A 14,570-nucleotide genomic window follows, 5' to 3' on the forward strand; every position below is an offset into this window, starting at 1 on the left:
GATACTAAGTTATGGCATCGGCAGCATTATTATTATAACCAATTCAGGCGATTAAGATGATGCCTGTTTTCCAAACTGATAAGTAAAATGATTCAACAATATTCTTATTTCATTATAGTCAAAAGAATCTGGTAAGGCATTTTTCCATTCGGTGACAGTTTTGAAAGGTTGCTTTCTAAAACGATCCTCAAATAATTTTATCTGCTCGGCCGTAAATAATCCATGAATATCGAGTACGCCAACCGCAGCCATTTTTGCCAAATGCCCCAGCACAGTGCCTTCAGTAATACTTCTCAGCTCAGCAATTTCCTTCGGTGATTTTCCCTCATCAAAAAGCTGATACGAAATAATATGTGTTGGCTTCTTTGCGACTACTGTAATGATTTTAGCCATCTCTCCTTCGTATAATACAGTATCAAAAAGCTTTGCTTCTTTTAAAGACGAAAGGTAAGCTGCTGTAACATCTATAAAATTTTTCAATACATCGTTATATCCTTTCAAACCCTTAGCGCCTTTGGTTTCAGCGTAGCATTCTTTGATAACATCAAACACGTTCTCATTCATCTTCTTAAAAAAGAAATTAACGGCACCTTTACTTTTATCTTCAATAGCCTTCCAGTCTTCCTGTGTTTGTGTATACAGCTTCAGCTTTTGATTTAGATAATTTGAAAATTTTTCCAATACATCTTCCAGCTCTTTAATTTGAATAGCAACTTCGGATGCTACTCGCATTACTTCTTCACTATCCAATACAGCGCTTTCGCCGATCGCCTTTTCCCATTCTTCGGCTTCTGCCGATAACTGCTGTAGGTTTAGCTTTTGCAGCAACTTATTACCCGCGTAGTTATATTGTTCGGCGGCAACAATAGCTGCGATTTGATCGCCGGCGTCGGTTTCTTGTTGAAAGCGATGTATCCGATCGTCATTTATAATAGCATTTGCGGGAATTTTAGACTTTAGCACAATTCCTTCCAAAGTTCGGCATCGGCTTAAAGCCACATAAACCTGACCGCTGGTAAATGACCGGCCCGCATCAATAATAACTTTATCAAAGGTCAGCCCCTGGCTTTTATGAATGGTTACAGCCCAGGCAAGCTTAAAAGGAAATTGCTCATAACTTCCTATTACATCTTCCGCTACATTATTTTCCTGATCAATAAAATATTTTTTATTTTCCCATTTTTCACGGACGATAGTAAGTTCCCGGGTTTCATCCTGCGGTAATACTTTTATTTCATCGTCTTTTAATTCCACAACAGTGGCCAGTTTCCCGTTATAAAATCTTTTTTCTTCTTTGTCATTTCGAATAAACATGATCTGTGCACCTTCTTTCAGTTCCAGTTCTTCCTCATTAGGGAAAAGATGTGGTTTAAATTCGCCCTGAATATTGGCCCGATATATACGACTTTTCCCAGGTAAGGCTTTTAATTGTTGTTTGTTGATGGCATCCGCCATGTAATTATGAGACACAAGATGGACATAAAACTCCTCAGGCTCAAACTCAGGCTGATAACGGCTATGCAGAAGATCAAAGTTTATATTTTGCAGATCATTATCACGAATAGCATTTAGCATTTGTAAAAAAACAGCATCGGTTTGCCGATAAACTTTTGTGAGCGAAACCGTTAACAGGCTTAACCCTTCCAAAGCTTTTGCTTCAAAGAAAAAAGGTGAATTATAATAACTATAAAGTATGGTTTCGCTTTCAGATTTAACCACGGGAGGTAACTGATGCAGGTCTCCAATAAAAAGTATTTGCAGTCCTCCAAATCGTTGCTGCGATTTTCTTGCGCTTCTCAAAGCCAGGTCCATCATATCCAGCACATCACAACGTAGCATAGATACTTCATCAATAATAAGTATCTCCAGGGTTCGCAACAGTTTTAGCTTATCGCGCCTGTATTTAAAATGGGGTAGTAAATTAGGAATATTGATCGCCTCATTCCTGTCGATAAATTCTGCGGTAGGAGCAAACGTAGTCAGCGGCAGTCCAAACATAGAATGAATGGTAATGCCACCAGCGTTAATAGCTGCAATGCCGGTGGGTGCAACTATTGCAAACTTCTTGGCAGTTTTTTGTACGAAATTCTGAAGAAAAGTTGTTTTTCCGGTACCTGCCCTGCCAGTTAGAAATATGCTTCGGTTCGTATATTCAATTAATTCGAAAAGATGGTGCAAGAATTTGTTTTAAAGCATTAAAAAGAAAATAGTGTTAGCATTTTTAGTGAATACACTTTCGTGCCATGCACAAAGTTTATAAAAAAATGCTGAATTTCTTATTACTTTAAAACTGGTACCGAATTACAATCTCCTTCTGCATAAACAGGGCCTGAATACTTCACGCTATTTTTATCAGGCACATACGCTGAGTCACCTTTAACTTGCTCCTCGGCAATACCAGTGGTCAATTGGTCGCCATTTTTTTTAAAATACAATTCCCTAACACTGTTCATCCCTTCTGACTGAAAACTGTACCACAGATGAATAATATCTCCATCAACTTCTCCCTCTACAGCGCCATGGCTGCTATCCTTCTCGTAGTTCTTATAAACAGCAGTGCCTTTAACAGTATTATCAATGATATTCAGTTTTAAAGCATAAGTATCTTTTACTGCTATAAATAAATAACATTGTTCACCTCCGGCTATTGCTTTGGGTTCTACACTTACATTTTCAATTTTAGGTTCGTTTTCTGTATCCTTTCCGGTAGGACTGGTGCAGGACACAATACTTATTAATGCAAGAAATAACAGGGCTCTCATTATTAAAATTTTTCGGTGATAATTAATGCGCGCAAATGCCTTGCCAACAAATTAATTAAGGCAAGAAATGTTTATACAACAGTCTATACTTTATTAAAATCATGGCTTCAGCCTGCTTTTGCCAGTTTTTAAATAGTGTTCTATTCCTTCCCATATTCCTGCTGAAAGAGGCTGCTTTGCAAAATAAACACTACGCTTTCCTTTTAGTACATCCAGTTCTTTACTGTAGTTAGCTACAACAATTCCCCTCGCCTGACCCTGTAGCATATCAATGTCGTTACCACCATTGCCGGCTGTTATAAATTGTTCAACAGGTATTTTCCACTTATAACTTAAATATCTTACAACATTGCCCTTCCCTGCTCTACGCGGAATAATGTCGAGGTATTTATTGTCTGTAAGCAACACTTTCGCCGGAAGTTTGCTATCGTATAATTGCTTATTTATATTAGCCAGATCGTCACTTGAAAAACTTTCGTTAGCGTAATAGCTAATTTTAAATGGCCATTGTGCACTGTCCTGTTGCGGTGTAATATTGGTAAGCGTTTCCATTGCATTTACAATAGCCTGGCGTTTCCACTGATGATTAATATGTTTTTCCCACCCAGTATCTGGTACAAAATCTTTGGTATAATATAATTCTGTTCCTGCCGAACAGATAATAATATCGGGATCTACAAAGGGATATTTTTCGAGTGCTTCTGTCACCAATTGCTTATTTCTGCCACTTGAAATACCAAACACCACATTCGAGTTTTTCTTTAACCATTTCATTAAATGGTCGAGACCATTTAAATCATCCCCTTCTACAAGAGTTCCATCCAGATCACTAATTAAAAATAATTGTGCATCAGCTAGTTTGCGGCCAAAAGAAGTTTGTGCCTGCAATGTTTTTGATTTTTCGTTGAAGATCTGTTCAACGGTTTCCATGTATTTTTCAGCGTGCTTATTCCAGGCGTAATCTTCGGCACCGGCTTTGATACCATTTGTAGAATACTGATCCCAAAGCGAACGGTCAGCTATTATTTTTTTGAGCGCCTCTGCAATGGCTGCCGTGTCTTCCACATCAACTAACAAACCATTTTGTGCATTCCCAACAATTTCTTTTGGGCCGCCTGTTGGCGACGCAACAATTGGTAAACCACAAGCTGCGGCTTCTACAATTGTTAGTCCAAAATTCTCTCCCGGCGTGGCATTAACAAAAACACCTTTCTTCTGCGCAGCAATACGATATATTTCGGGTACTTCTACGCCCGGATCATTCTTCTTAGGCAATGCCATCTTACCATACAAATCATATTTATCCATTAATAAAAGTAAGTTGGTCAATATCTCTTTTTCGTCATCGGGCATTTGCGAAATGTCTTTTCTTACGCCGGCAAAAATAGCAAGGTTGGCCATTGCTTGTAGTTCTTTATCCTCTCCATAACTATTGATAATGGCTTCAAAATTCTTTCTTTTATCAGCTCTTCCTATTGAAAGTATAAGCGGTTTATCAGCATTAAAAAGAAACCGCTCTATTTCTGAATTCATCTTATAAAGAGCCTGTTCCTGCTCAATTGTCATAGTAAAGGACGGCATCTCAAGCCGATAGTAAGGATAGAATATTTCGCTGTTAATACCGGGCGGTATCACCTTAAACTTAGCCTTTGACTTATGTATATAGTCTTTATATTGCGTTTCAATTTCGTGCTGGGTGCTTACTATTACAACATCAGCATTAGCAATTACCTTTTCTTCCTCGTCTATGCGCCTTTGCATATTAAACCTGTCGTTGAGTTTTTTTCATCCCAACCCTGGCTTAGTAATATATTTCTTTTATTACGCCCAAGCGAATGGCCTGTAGCAAAGAAGGGAAGCGCGAAGATTTTGCTTAGTTCGCAGGCTATATAATTACCATCAGCATAATGGCCGTGTAATATGTCAGGGTAATCATCCTCATCTTCATTAAAGCGAATGGTATTATTGATAAATTCATCCAAATGTTCCCATAATTGTTCTTTTTCTTTGTAAAGCTGTCCGCCACAATCGACCCTTATAATACGCGCTTTTTCATTAACGATCTCGATAGGCTGGCTGTAGGTATCTGATACTCTTTTGTCTGTTATCCGACGGGTAAACAGATCTACTTTTCTTATATTAGGATGATTTGCTAAAGCTTCCAACAGTTCTAAAACATATTTTACCTGTCCGCCTGTATCTTTATCCCGACCTACCTCTGCATTTTTAAATCTAATTAAACCATGAGGGCTAAATAACTGAATATAATAATTTTTCATTTTCAAAGGTGTGGTTTTTGAGATAATCGAAATATAACTATTTTTAGCGAAATGCAAAATATACAAAGGAGATTCTACACGGGTTCAGGTTTCAGCGACTGGGAGATAGGCGATGTAACCATTATTTTACATGATGGGATATATCATTTATTCCATTTGATCATACCAAATCACGACTATATAGCCCATGCTGTATCCAAAGACTGTATTTCATGGAAACGTGTAAAGAACGCACTTTTTGTTGGTGATCCTGGCGAATGGGATGATGATATGTTGTGGACTATGCATGTATGTAAAGTTGGCGAACGGTTTGAAATGTATTATACAGGCCTTCAGCGTAAGCTTCGCGGCACCAATTCGTTAATTGGCCTCGCCGTGTCGTACGACCTGTACAGCTGGGAGAAGAAAAATGAAGCAATCTTTCCTATCGAATCAAAGGGCCCTTTTTATGAAAGCATGGAAGACAGCCCAAGAAAATGGCTAAGCTTCAGAGACCCCTTCCGTCTTGATTATGACGGTGAAGTTTACTATTTAATATGTGCAAGATCGGCAAAGGGACCTATTTCACGACGTGGTTGCATCGGTTTGCTGAAGCAGGAAAATGATTCGATAACTTATTTGCCACCACTACACTATCCAATGGTTTATGATGACCTGGAATGTCCATGTGCGTTTGAACTCAACGGAAGATTCTATTCTATTGCCTCAATTAGAGAAGATGTAAAAGTGAGATACTGGTTTAGCGATCAATTTCAGGGTGAGTACCATGCTTTTCATGCTAACGTGTTGTTGCCTCAGGGAAATTATGCAGCACGGGTTGTTGAAAGCACAAATGGCAAACTTTTGATCTATGCGTTTTTCTACACTTCAGGACTGATCAACTCGCACCGGGTATTTTTACCTCCAAAGCAATTAGATACTGATGACAAAGGCAGATTGTTGTTAAAAAGTTTTGATCATTGGGAGGATATTGCGTATGACCCAATCGACCAAAATCACTTTAAAGAAGTACGCCGACTATTTGGCAATCCAACTGCAAATCTTGAAATTGAAGACAATCGTTGGGTGGTAGGATCAAAAAGTGGCTATGAAATATTTGTATTTGAAAAGCCAGCTGATGATTTTATTTGGGAAGGAGTCTTGTCTGTTGAAGGAATGGGTAAACTTGGATTGGTAACAGACATGGACGAAGACGGGTCGGGTTATTATTATTCCTTTGATGTAGTAAACGGGCATGTAGAAGTGCGTGCCTGGGGATTTAACGATGCTGACAACAGATCAAATTTCAAATTCACCGTATTACAGGACAATATTTTTGCAATTAATAAGGCCTACAATTATCATTTTAAACTGATACGATTTGGGAATTATATTGAACTTGCTATTGACGGCCTCGTAAAACTTACACTCATAGATTATAGTTATAGCAATCAGTTAATTGGCATTTATTCAGCATCTTCTGTCGTTTCTTTAAATAATAGTTTTATAAAAAAATTACCGCCGTTGGAAGACGAATATATTGTTGAAGAGTTAAAACAGTAGATATTTAAGAAGTATTACTATTCTAAAACATTGTAAATCAATATCAATTATAATAACATATTTTATTTCAAACGTTAACGTTTAAAAAAATGTTAAAGCCTTTTATATAGCGAACGTATTAAATCAATATGCCGTCTAATTATTAGAAGTACAATAACAAGTTTTTCTCATAAGCAGTTAGTTTTGGTTTAATCCCTACGTGTCAACGCAGGGATTTTGTTTTTTGCTATTTGAGCCGCCTGCATGTCTGATATTTTGAAATTCGCAACTATCGTGGTTAAAATCCTAATTAGTGCTGACAACAATAAAAGGAAGAATGGCTTAATACAAGAGATGGCGCGAAACTTATAGGCGCTCACTTTATTGCGAATCATAAGCATCTTTATATGGGATTATACATACGTTTCCCATTTCGTGGTTTAATAAAATCAAAATAATCTGTTAATCCTATAAATCAAGGTTCAGACAATTAATTACATTTCGTTCGTATATTTTTTAGTTTACGGCTTCGCTGCCTTTTTTGTCGAATAGAACTTAACAGAAAAATTTTACCCTGATGGCTTAAAATTCGGGTGAAAATTTTTCTGTACGTTTGCCCGATGCAGGAAAAAATCGAAGCAATAGAAAATTTATATAAAAGTTGGAGCGGAAGCGAACCAACCTCCATTGATGTTTTACAACAAGCGGGCAGTGAGCGCCGGTATTTCAGAATTTGGGATAATAACGGCACATCCGTAATAGGGACTTATGGCGCTAACGTTCCGGAGAATAATTCGTTTTTATATTTCTCCGAACATTTTGCTGCAAAAAATTTACCGACCGCTAATATATATGCTGTAAGTGAAGACCGGCAATATTATTTACAGGAAGATTTTGGAGATGTCTCGCTCATTAATCGGCTGGAAAATGAAGGATATACACCAGAAGTGTACAATCTTTACAAGCAAAGCCTGGAACAACTGGCTCGTTTACAGGTAGAAGGAGACAAGGGATTAGATTATAGCAAATGCCTTACTAATAGTGAATTTGGCAAGCAAGCCATTATGGCTGATTTGCTATATTTCAAATATTATTTTTTAGACGCACTTCGTAAACCTTATGATAAACAGAAATTGATCGATGATTTCGAAGCTTTAAGCAATTACCTCACGCACACTGACTATAAATTTTTTATGTTTCGCGATTTTCAAAGCAGGAATATACAGGTAAAAGAATCTGTCTCCCCCTCTTCCGGAGGGGGCTGGGGAGGCCGTTCATTTTATAGATTACCAAGGTGGAATGAATGGTGCGCCTCAATATGATGTAGCATCATTGCTTTGGCAAGCCCGCGCAGCATTGCCCGACGACTGGAAAATGAATTTACTGGCAGATTACATCACCGCTCTGGAACCATTGCTGGACAAGCCTTTAAACAAACTGAGCTTTGCAAGCCAGTATAACGGATATGTGTTGATCAGGTTGTTACAGGTGTTAGGCGCTTACGGATTTAGAGGATTGTTTGAAAGAAAAGCACATTTTCTTACCAGCATTCCGCTGGCACTAAAAAATCTGAGGTCATTTGTGGCTACAAATCCAATGGGCATAGCGCTTCCCGAATTTGAGAAAGTGCTAAGATTATGTGTTGATGATGAAATTGTACAGCAGTTTACACCAGTTCAGGCAAGCGAAACAACACCGCTTGTAGTAAAGGTTTGCAGCTTTTCGTTTAAACAAGGATTGCCAATTGTTGATAACGAAAATGGCGGAGGTTTTGTATTTGATTGTCGGGGAATTTTAAATCCGGGTCGGGTGGAAAGTATGAAATGCCAGACAGGCCGGGATAAAGAAGTGATACTATATTTAGAGCAGCAAACAAAAATGCCGGTATTTCTGCATAGTGTTTTTGACGTGGTAGATATTAGCGTAGAAGATTATATTAAACGAGGTTTTGAGAGTTTGTATGTGAGTTTCGGCTGCACGGGTGGACAGCACCGCAGCGTGTATGCTGCCGACGCGCTTGCAAGGCATCTAAGAAATAAGTTTAAAGTGAAGGTTGAGCTACAGCACTGTGTACAGGATGCGAAGAATTGGATCAACACACAACCCCCGACCCCTGAAGGGGAGACCAGCGCACAGCCTCAGTAATAAAATAATCACAGCTATGAAACAAAGAATGCAGGCGCAACACCTCAACCGCTAAAGGGGAGCTTGCTGTACTCCGAAAGAATACTGATGTCTGATGAAAAAGAAAATGCACGCAGGAGCAAATCCATTAATATATCAAAGAGCGCGAGAGTTACGTGACAGGGAAACGCGGAAACAATTCTTTGGGAATATTTGAAAACGAAGCCCTTGGGGTTAAGATTTAGGCGGCAACATCCTTATGCAATTTATATTTTGGATTTTTATTGCCATGCTTTGAAGCTTGCTATAGAAGTTGACGGCAGTATTCATTTAAAAAATGATGTAAAAGAAAATGATGCCCAAAGGCAAACTTTATTGGAAAGCGACGGTTTGAAAGTGCTTAGATTTACCAATGAAGAAATTGAAAAGCATCTGGAAAAAGTTATCGCCACAATTGAAGAGTATATAAACAACGGAATGGAAAACAGCAAAAACATAATTTCAGAAGCTGGAGAAGTAGCACATTCCTCCCCTTCAGGGTTGGGGGTTCACTTATCTTTTGCGCTGGCCTAGGCACCCGCTTCAAACCCTGGACAGACAAGCATCCAAAGGCTTTAGCGGTAATAAATGGCAAGTCGCTTTTACAAAGAAATGTTGAATATTTACAGCAACATGGTATTAAAGATGTAATTGTAAATGTGCATCATTTTGCAGATCAAATTGAGGAAGCCATACAAAAAAATGATGGCTGGGGAAGCAATATTATAATTAGTGATGAAAGAGATACCGTGCTGGAAACCGGCGGCGGATTACTGCACGCAAAGCATCTGTTTAAGCCAGGCGAGAGGTTTATTACCTGCAACGCAGATATTTTGACGGACCTTGATATTAGCGCTCTTCTTGATTTTCATAAAAAAGAAAAAGCCTTAATAACGTTTACTGTAAGCAATAGAAAAACATCGCGCAATTTATTATTTGATGAAAATAACCAACTGTGTGGCTGGCGCAATAATACAACGGGTGAAGAAAGAATTTCGGTACCAAAAGGTAATCTAATTGCAAAGGCGTACGATTGTGTTGTAATATTTGAATATGACATCTTTGATTTGATTAAACTGAATGGCAAATTTTCTTTGATTGATTTATATCTCGACCTTGCTAAAACACAAAAAATAGTTGGCTTTGAACACAGCGGAGACCGATGGGTGGATGTGGGTAAGCCGGAAAGTGTGGCGGTTGCGGAAGCAATGTTTGATTAGTATAAAAGTAGGTATAAGCTTTATTTACGCGATCGAAATATTTAATTTTTCCGACCAATTCAATCCTTCAGGTAGTTTGGCATTTGAGAATTCGATATGGATGACTCTGCGACGTTGTTTATTTGTCGTCCGGTTCGAACCGTGCAGCGTCAAAGGTTTCATGATCATAATTCCACCCTTCGCAACTTTGCAAACTTTCTCAGTTTCTATTGCCCAGTCTATTGTTTCGGGCCGGTAAATTCCTTTCAAATGAGATTTTTCAATAACCTTTAGAGCGCCATTGTTTTCATCAGTTTCATCCAAATGTATTCTGATCGTAAAATTACTTTTCAAAATGTTGATTGGAGGCTGAACGGCAAATTGATTTTGTTTGGTTGTCCATGGACCAAAATCTTCTCGGTCTATCTTTTTATCAACTGATATAGTTAAATCCTGATGATAAGAAACATACCAATTTGAAGTTTCGGGCTTATCGAAATAGATACTTTTTACAACGAAATAATCTTTCCCAAAAAGCTCTTGAATGATCTCTTTTAATTTGTTATTAAAAACCAATGGCTGAACAGAAGGAACCTCTTTCAGAAACTGCCTGATTGCAAACAAATCTGAGGATTTTCTAAATGTTTCTCTATTTGATAAAGCCGCCTGATCAATGCAGCCAATAATCTTTTCAATTTCACACGGCGAATAAATGTTTTCTATTATAGAAAATCCAAGCTCGGAAATCTCATTTCTATACATCTGTAACTCTTCCATAAAGTGATTGCCGATCTTGAGGTAAACATCTCAATACTCTTGTTTTATTCCCCTTTAGGGGTAGGGATCTACTTCGCTGCTTGCATCGGGTTCCTTCCTACACTTTGGCCGCGGCGTGGACCGGCATCTGTTTTTTGAGAAAAGGCCTTAAACCTTGTAGGCGCAGGCATTTTGCCCCAAGTATTATTCGTCACATCTATATCCGCAGTTTCTTGTAATGGGTCTAATTGAATAGAACTTACTTCTTTATTTTTTACAAAAAACTTTTTCACTTCTGTTTCGTCATACCTCCATATTTGTGCTGGTATGCGATCTATTTCTTTAGAGCCGTCCTTGTAAGTCCACTCAATAATAATCGGCATTACCAACCCACCTTTGTTACTAAAGCTAAGTTCATAAAAATAACTATTGGCAAATTTTTCTTTCGCTTCGGGTGTTAAAGCCGTTACGCTCATGGGAACGTCTATCGTAAAACTTTCAGATGTATCTACCTTTTCCATGCCGCGTGCATAACGCCAGTAAAAATCCCGTGCATCCGTATCTAAATCTGTGTAAAATTTTATGCTTTTGTCTTCACGATTGCGGATTTTTGAAATATCATCGTAAGGATTTTGCGCAGGCGCATCAACTTTTCTTTCTATCAGGCGCCCTTTTGGAAGTTCGCTGTTAAGATCTGCTTTGGCATACTTTACCGTATCTAAAGAAATATCAACCGGCTGAATGCCGTAAAACCAACCTCTCCAAAACCAGTCTAAGTCTTCGCCGCTCGCATCTTCCATTGTTCTGAATAAGTCGGCAGGAGTGGGGTGTTTGAAGGCCCATCGACGTGCATACTCTTTAAAAGCAAAGTCGAAAAGCTCACGCCCCATAACGGTTTCGCGAAGAATGTTTAACGCTGTTGCAGGTTTTGTATAAGCATTTGGACCAAATCCAATAATATTTTCCGAGTTGCTCATTACGGGTTCCAATTGATCTTTTGGCAATTTCATATAATCTACAATAGCGCCTGCCCAACCTTTTTTAGTAGGAAATTTATTATCCCAAAGTTCTTCGGTAAGATATTCTACAAAACTGTTAAGGCCTTCATCCATCCATGTCCACTGGCGTTCATCGCTATTCACGATCATTGGAAAAAAGTTATGACCTACTTCGTGAATTACAACCCCAAGCATCCCGTTTTTCGTGCTTTCGCTATACGTTCCGTCTTTGTCGGTTCGGCCATAATTAAAGCAGATCATCGGATATTCCATTCCGTTGGCAGCTTCAACACTTTGCGCTACAGGATATGGATAAGGGAATGTGAAATCGGAATAGGTTTTAATTGTATGCGCTACGGCGCGGGTAGAAAATTTTCTGTATAATGCATAAGCCTCTTTGCCATAAAAGCTCATACACATTATTTTTTTACCATTGATGAGTTGCGGCATGCCATCCCAAATAAATTTTCTGGAAGAGGTCCATGCAAAATCACGAACGTTATCTGCTTTAAAATTCCATGTTTTCTTTTGTGTGCTTTTGTTTTTTCTGCGGCAGTTGCATCAGCAAGCGTCACAATTTCAACTGGCTCTTTAGCATTTTTAGCCTGATTGTAGCGAGCCATTTGTGAGGATGTTAATACTTGTGCATAGTTTTGACATTCTCCGGTTGAGCCAACAATATGGTCGGCAGGCACCGTCATTTCTACATCAAAATTTCCAAAGGTTAATGCAAATTCTCCGCGTCCGGTAAATTGGTGATTTTGCCATCCCTGAAAGTCGCTGTAAACACACACGCGCGGATACCACTGCGCCATTGTGTACAAATTATTTCCATCTTCTTCAAAATGTTCATAACCTCCGCGCCGCCGTATTTCATGCGGTCAGTTACTTTATAAGACCAATCAATTTTCAGTATATATTTTTGTCCTGGTTTTAAAGGCGCCGGTAAATCAACGCGCATCATTGTTTTATTGATGGTGTATTTTAATGCGGCACCGTTGGCGTCTGTGAGCTTTTTTATTTTAATGCCATTGCCATTGTCAATCTCACCACTTTCTTCTTTAAGCCCTTTCAGCATATTGTCGGTCATGGTCTGCGGCATGCGTGAAGCATTTTGGTAATTGGCGTTGTTAATATTGCTATGCTCATTTTCGTCGAGCTGAAACCAGATATAAGTAAGTACATCTGGCGAATTATTAAAATAGTTTAAGGTTTCGCTGCCTGTCAGCACATTATTTTTCTCGTCCAGTTCGCACTTAATAGTATAATCACAGCGCTGCTGCCAATACTTTGGGCCTGGTGCCCCGCTTGCTGTTCTATATTCATTGGCGGTGGGAAGAATAGTACCTAATTGCTCAAATTTATTACCATGATTGCTGGTGGGATTGTTTTGAATGTCTTGTGCAATAGAAACGGAGCAGCAAAAAATGGAGATAATAAACAGTGATAATTTTGACATATTTTCTTTTTGATCGTAATTATTATTTTTTGAGAATATATAGGATGAATTATGTACTGCGGTTGAAAGGTGCGACGCAAGACCGATGCCACATATTCTTCAGCCGGGACATAAAATTAACCAGGAATTCTTTCAATTGCCATTTTTGCAGCGAAAGCAAAAACTGCCAGCGACACCACGAAAATATAAATTCTTTGAGGAACCTTAGCAATATCCAGCAACAATTTACTGATAAGAAGGATGATAAAAACAACAACGACCTGTCCCGCTTCCAGTCCGACATTAAATCCGAACAGCCCCCAACCTAATGATTGATCGCTTGCCAACATCATTCTTATGGAGTTGGCAAAGCCTAAACCATGTATCAACCCGAAGAAGAGGGCCAGGAAATAATTGGCGTTTACATTTTTACGGGCTTGCCATTTATCATGTTCCAAAGCGCTGTAAGTACAATGGTTACAGGTATTAAAAACTCAACCCATGAAGATGACACGCTTATCACATCAAGCACACTAAGCGCTAAGGTTAAAGAATGACCAATAGTAAATGCCGTTACTAAAATCAAAACTTTTTTCCAATCAGTGAAAGTATATACAATGGCCAGTGCCAGGATGAACAGCTGATGATCCAAAGCGTCTGCACTGATAATGTGTTTCCAGCCTTCGACGAAATAAAAAACAAAGTCGGTCATGTTAAGTTGAAATGTTTACATGTTAATAAGAACCGTTCATGTAACGAATAAAGCTAATCTTTTGTCATAATAGTATTTTTGCAAAATATGTCAATGGTATTATTAATAAATAAATGGTTGCTATCGTTGTTTTTGTTGACAAATGTACATCCGTATCATGTAAGTGCTACTGAAATGGAGTACGACGCCAAAACTAAAAGGATCGAAATTAGCACCAAAATATTTACAGATGATTTTGAAAACGTATTAAACAAATTATATAAGCAAAAAGTGGATTTGTCTGATCGATCGGTTCGTCCGCAAATGACAGCATTGATCAAAAAATATATTTCTACACACCTTAGCGTTAAGTCGGATCAGAAAATTTTACCGCTTCAGCTTTATGGATGGGAAATTGATCATGAGGCGGTATATGTTTATTCCATTGCTAACGCACCTTCTTTCAACCCTCAAAAAATCAATGTACAAAAAACAGTATTGTATGATTTATTTGATGACCAGGTCAACATCATTCACTTCATTTATAATGGAAAACGGAAAAGCAATAAGTTAGTTTATCCTGATAAGGAAGTGAATGTGTCGTTTTGAGTAAGTTAGCAAATAGAAAATTGGGGTGTAGCAAGTAGGCAAAAAATGCCAACCTACTCGCTACCTTGCTATTCCCTTATTATACTGATCATACCGCTCATCATATTATTACTGTCTGTATTTCGAAATTTACTGTAAATTCATCGCTTTAAAT

Annotated in this window: 16 protein-coding genes; 6 read left to right on the top strand and 10 right to left on the bottom strand. The window is 38.4% G+C overall.

Going from position 1 to position 14,570, the window contains the following annotated elements:
* Nucleotides 1-51: 51 nt before the first annotated feature.
* The 4 genes from MKP09_RS00435 to MKP09_RS00450 all read right to left on the bottom strand — a co-directional run bounded on the left by MKP09_RS00435 (nt 52) and on the right by MKP09_RS00450 (nt 5,041).
* On the bottom strand, nt 52-2,178 hold the full coding sequence (locus tag MKP09_RS00435) for a helix-turn-helix domain-containing protein (RefSeq protein WP_240825461.1): 2,127 nt from the start codon (nt 2,176-2,178) through the stop codon (nt 52-54).
* Nucleotides 2,179-2,279: 101 nt separating this feature from the next.
* Complete coding sequence (locus MKP09_RS00440) at nt 2,280-2,762, bottom strand: hypothetical protein (protein WP_240825463.1); 483 nt, start codon at nt 2,760-2,762, stop codon at nt 2,280-2,282.
* A 99-nt stretch (nt 2,763-2,861) separates the two neighbouring features.
* Entirely contained in the window at nt 2,862-4,523 is a 1,662-nt protein-coding gene (locus tag MKP09_RS00445) for an HAD-IIB family hydrolase (RefSeq protein ID WP_240825465.1), read from the bottom strand.
* Nucleotides 4,508-5,041, bottom strand: coding sequence for a hypothetical protein (locus MKP09_RS00450; protein ID WP_240825466.1), 534 nt, complete (start codon nt 5,039-5,041; stop codon nt 4,508-4,510). Before MKP09_RS00450 ends, MKP09_RS00445 begins: the two co-directional genes overlap by 16 nt.
* Before the next feature lie 51 nt (nt 5,042-5,092).
* On the opposite strand from MKP09_RS00450, the gene MKP09_RS00455 reads away from it, so the two are divergent.
* From MKP09_RS00455 to MKP09_RS00475, 5 genes are all read left to right on the top strand, one after another.
* On the top strand, nt 5,093-6,583 hold the full coding sequence (locus MKP09_RS00455) for a glycoside hydrolase family protein (protein WP_240825468.1): 1,491 nt from the start codon (nt 5,093-5,095) through the stop codon (nt 6,581-6,583).
* Nucleotides 6,584-7,155: 572 nt separating this feature from the next.
* Nucleotides 7,156-7,884: a hypothetical protein gene (locus tag MKP09_RS00460; RefSeq protein WP_240825470.1), complete on the top strand. Its 729-nt coding sequence runs from the start codon at nt 7,156-7,158 to the stop codon at nt 7,882-7,884.
* Nucleotides 7,862-8,707 carry a RapZ C-terminal domain-containing protein gene (locus tag MKP09_RS00465; RefSeq protein WP_240825473.1) on the top strand — a complete coding sequence of 282 codons (846 nt, stop codon included), beginning with the start codon at nt 7,862-7,864 and terminating at the stop codon, nt 8,705-8,707. Before MKP09_RS00460 ends, MKP09_RS00465 begins: the two co-directional genes overlap by 23 nt.
* Before the next feature lie 177 nt (nt 8,708-8,884).
* On the top strand, nt 8,885-9,259 hold the full coding sequence (locus MKP09_RS00470) for an endonuclease domain-containing protein (RefSeq protein ID WP_317235220.1): 375 nt from the start codon (nt 8,885-8,887) through the stop codon (nt 9,257-9,259).
* A complete protein-coding gene (locus MKP09_RS00475) occupies nt 9,241-9,945 on the top strand; it encodes a nucleotidyltransferase family protein (RefSeq protein ID WP_240829007.1) in 705 nt (234 codons plus the stop codon). The genes MKP09_RS00470 and MKP09_RS00475 overlap by 19 nt, the downstream gene beginning before the upstream one ends.
* A 24-nt stretch (nt 9,946-9,969) precedes the next feature.
* Here MKP09_RS00475 and MKP09_RS00480 read toward each other — a convergent pair whose 3' ends face one another.
* From MKP09_RS00480 to MKP09_RS28810, 6 genes are all read right to left on the bottom strand, one after another.
* On the bottom strand, nt 9,970-10,701 hold the full coding sequence (locus tag MKP09_RS00480) for a phytanoyl-CoA dioxygenase family protein (RefSeq protein ID WP_240825477.1): 732 nt from the start codon (nt 10,699-10,701) through the stop codon (nt 9,970-9,972).
* A gap of 68 nt (nt 10,702-10,769) precedes the next feature.
* On the bottom strand, nt 10,770-12,092 hold the full coding sequence (locus MKP09_RS00485; RefSeq protein WP_240825480.1) for a M1 family aminopeptidase: 1,323 nt from the start codon (nt 12,090-12,092) through the stop codon (nt 10,770-10,772).
* Nucleotides 12,093-12,097: 5 nt separating this feature from the next.
* Nucleotides 12,098-12,493, bottom strand: a complete 396-nt coding sequence (locus MKP09_RS00490) for a hypothetical protein (protein WP_240825483.1) — start codon at nt 12,491-12,493, stop codon at nt 12,098-12,100.
* A complete protein-coding gene (locus tag MKP09_RS00495; RefSeq protein WP_240825486.1) occupies nt 12,403-13,137 on the bottom strand; it encodes a gluzincin family metallopeptidase in 735 nt (244 codons plus the stop codon). Before MKP09_RS00495 ends, MKP09_RS00490 begins: the two co-directional genes overlap by 91 nt.
* A gap of 116 nt (nt 13,138-13,253) precedes the next feature.
* On the bottom strand, nt 13,254-13,574 hold the full coding sequence (locus MKP09_RS28805; protein ID WP_240825489.1) for a HupE/UreJ family protein: 321 nt from the start codon (nt 13,572-13,574) through the stop codon (nt 13,254-13,256).
* Nucleotides 13,538-13,828, bottom strand: a complete 291-nt coding sequence (locus tag MKP09_RS28810) for a HupE/UreJ family protein (protein ID WP_240825493.1) — start codon at nt 13,826-13,828, stop codon at nt 13,538-13,540. The genes MKP09_RS28805 and MKP09_RS28810 overlap by 37 nt, the downstream gene beginning before the upstream one ends.
* Before the next feature lie 93 nt (nt 13,829-13,921).
* Between MKP09_RS28810 and MKP09_RS00510 the strand changes: the two genes are divergently transcribed.
* Nucleotides 13,922-14,416, top strand: coding sequence for a DUF6702 family protein (locus MKP09_RS00510; RefSeq protein ID WP_240825495.1), 495 nt, complete (start codon nt 13,922-13,924; stop codon nt 14,414-14,416).
* Nucleotides 14,417-14,570 lie beyond the last annotated feature (154 nt).

This window comes from Paraniabella ginsengisoli (genome assembly GCF_022513635.1).
Lineage (GTDB): Bacteria > Bacteroidota > Bacteroidia > Chitinophagales > Chitinophagaceae > Niabella > Niabella ginsengisoli.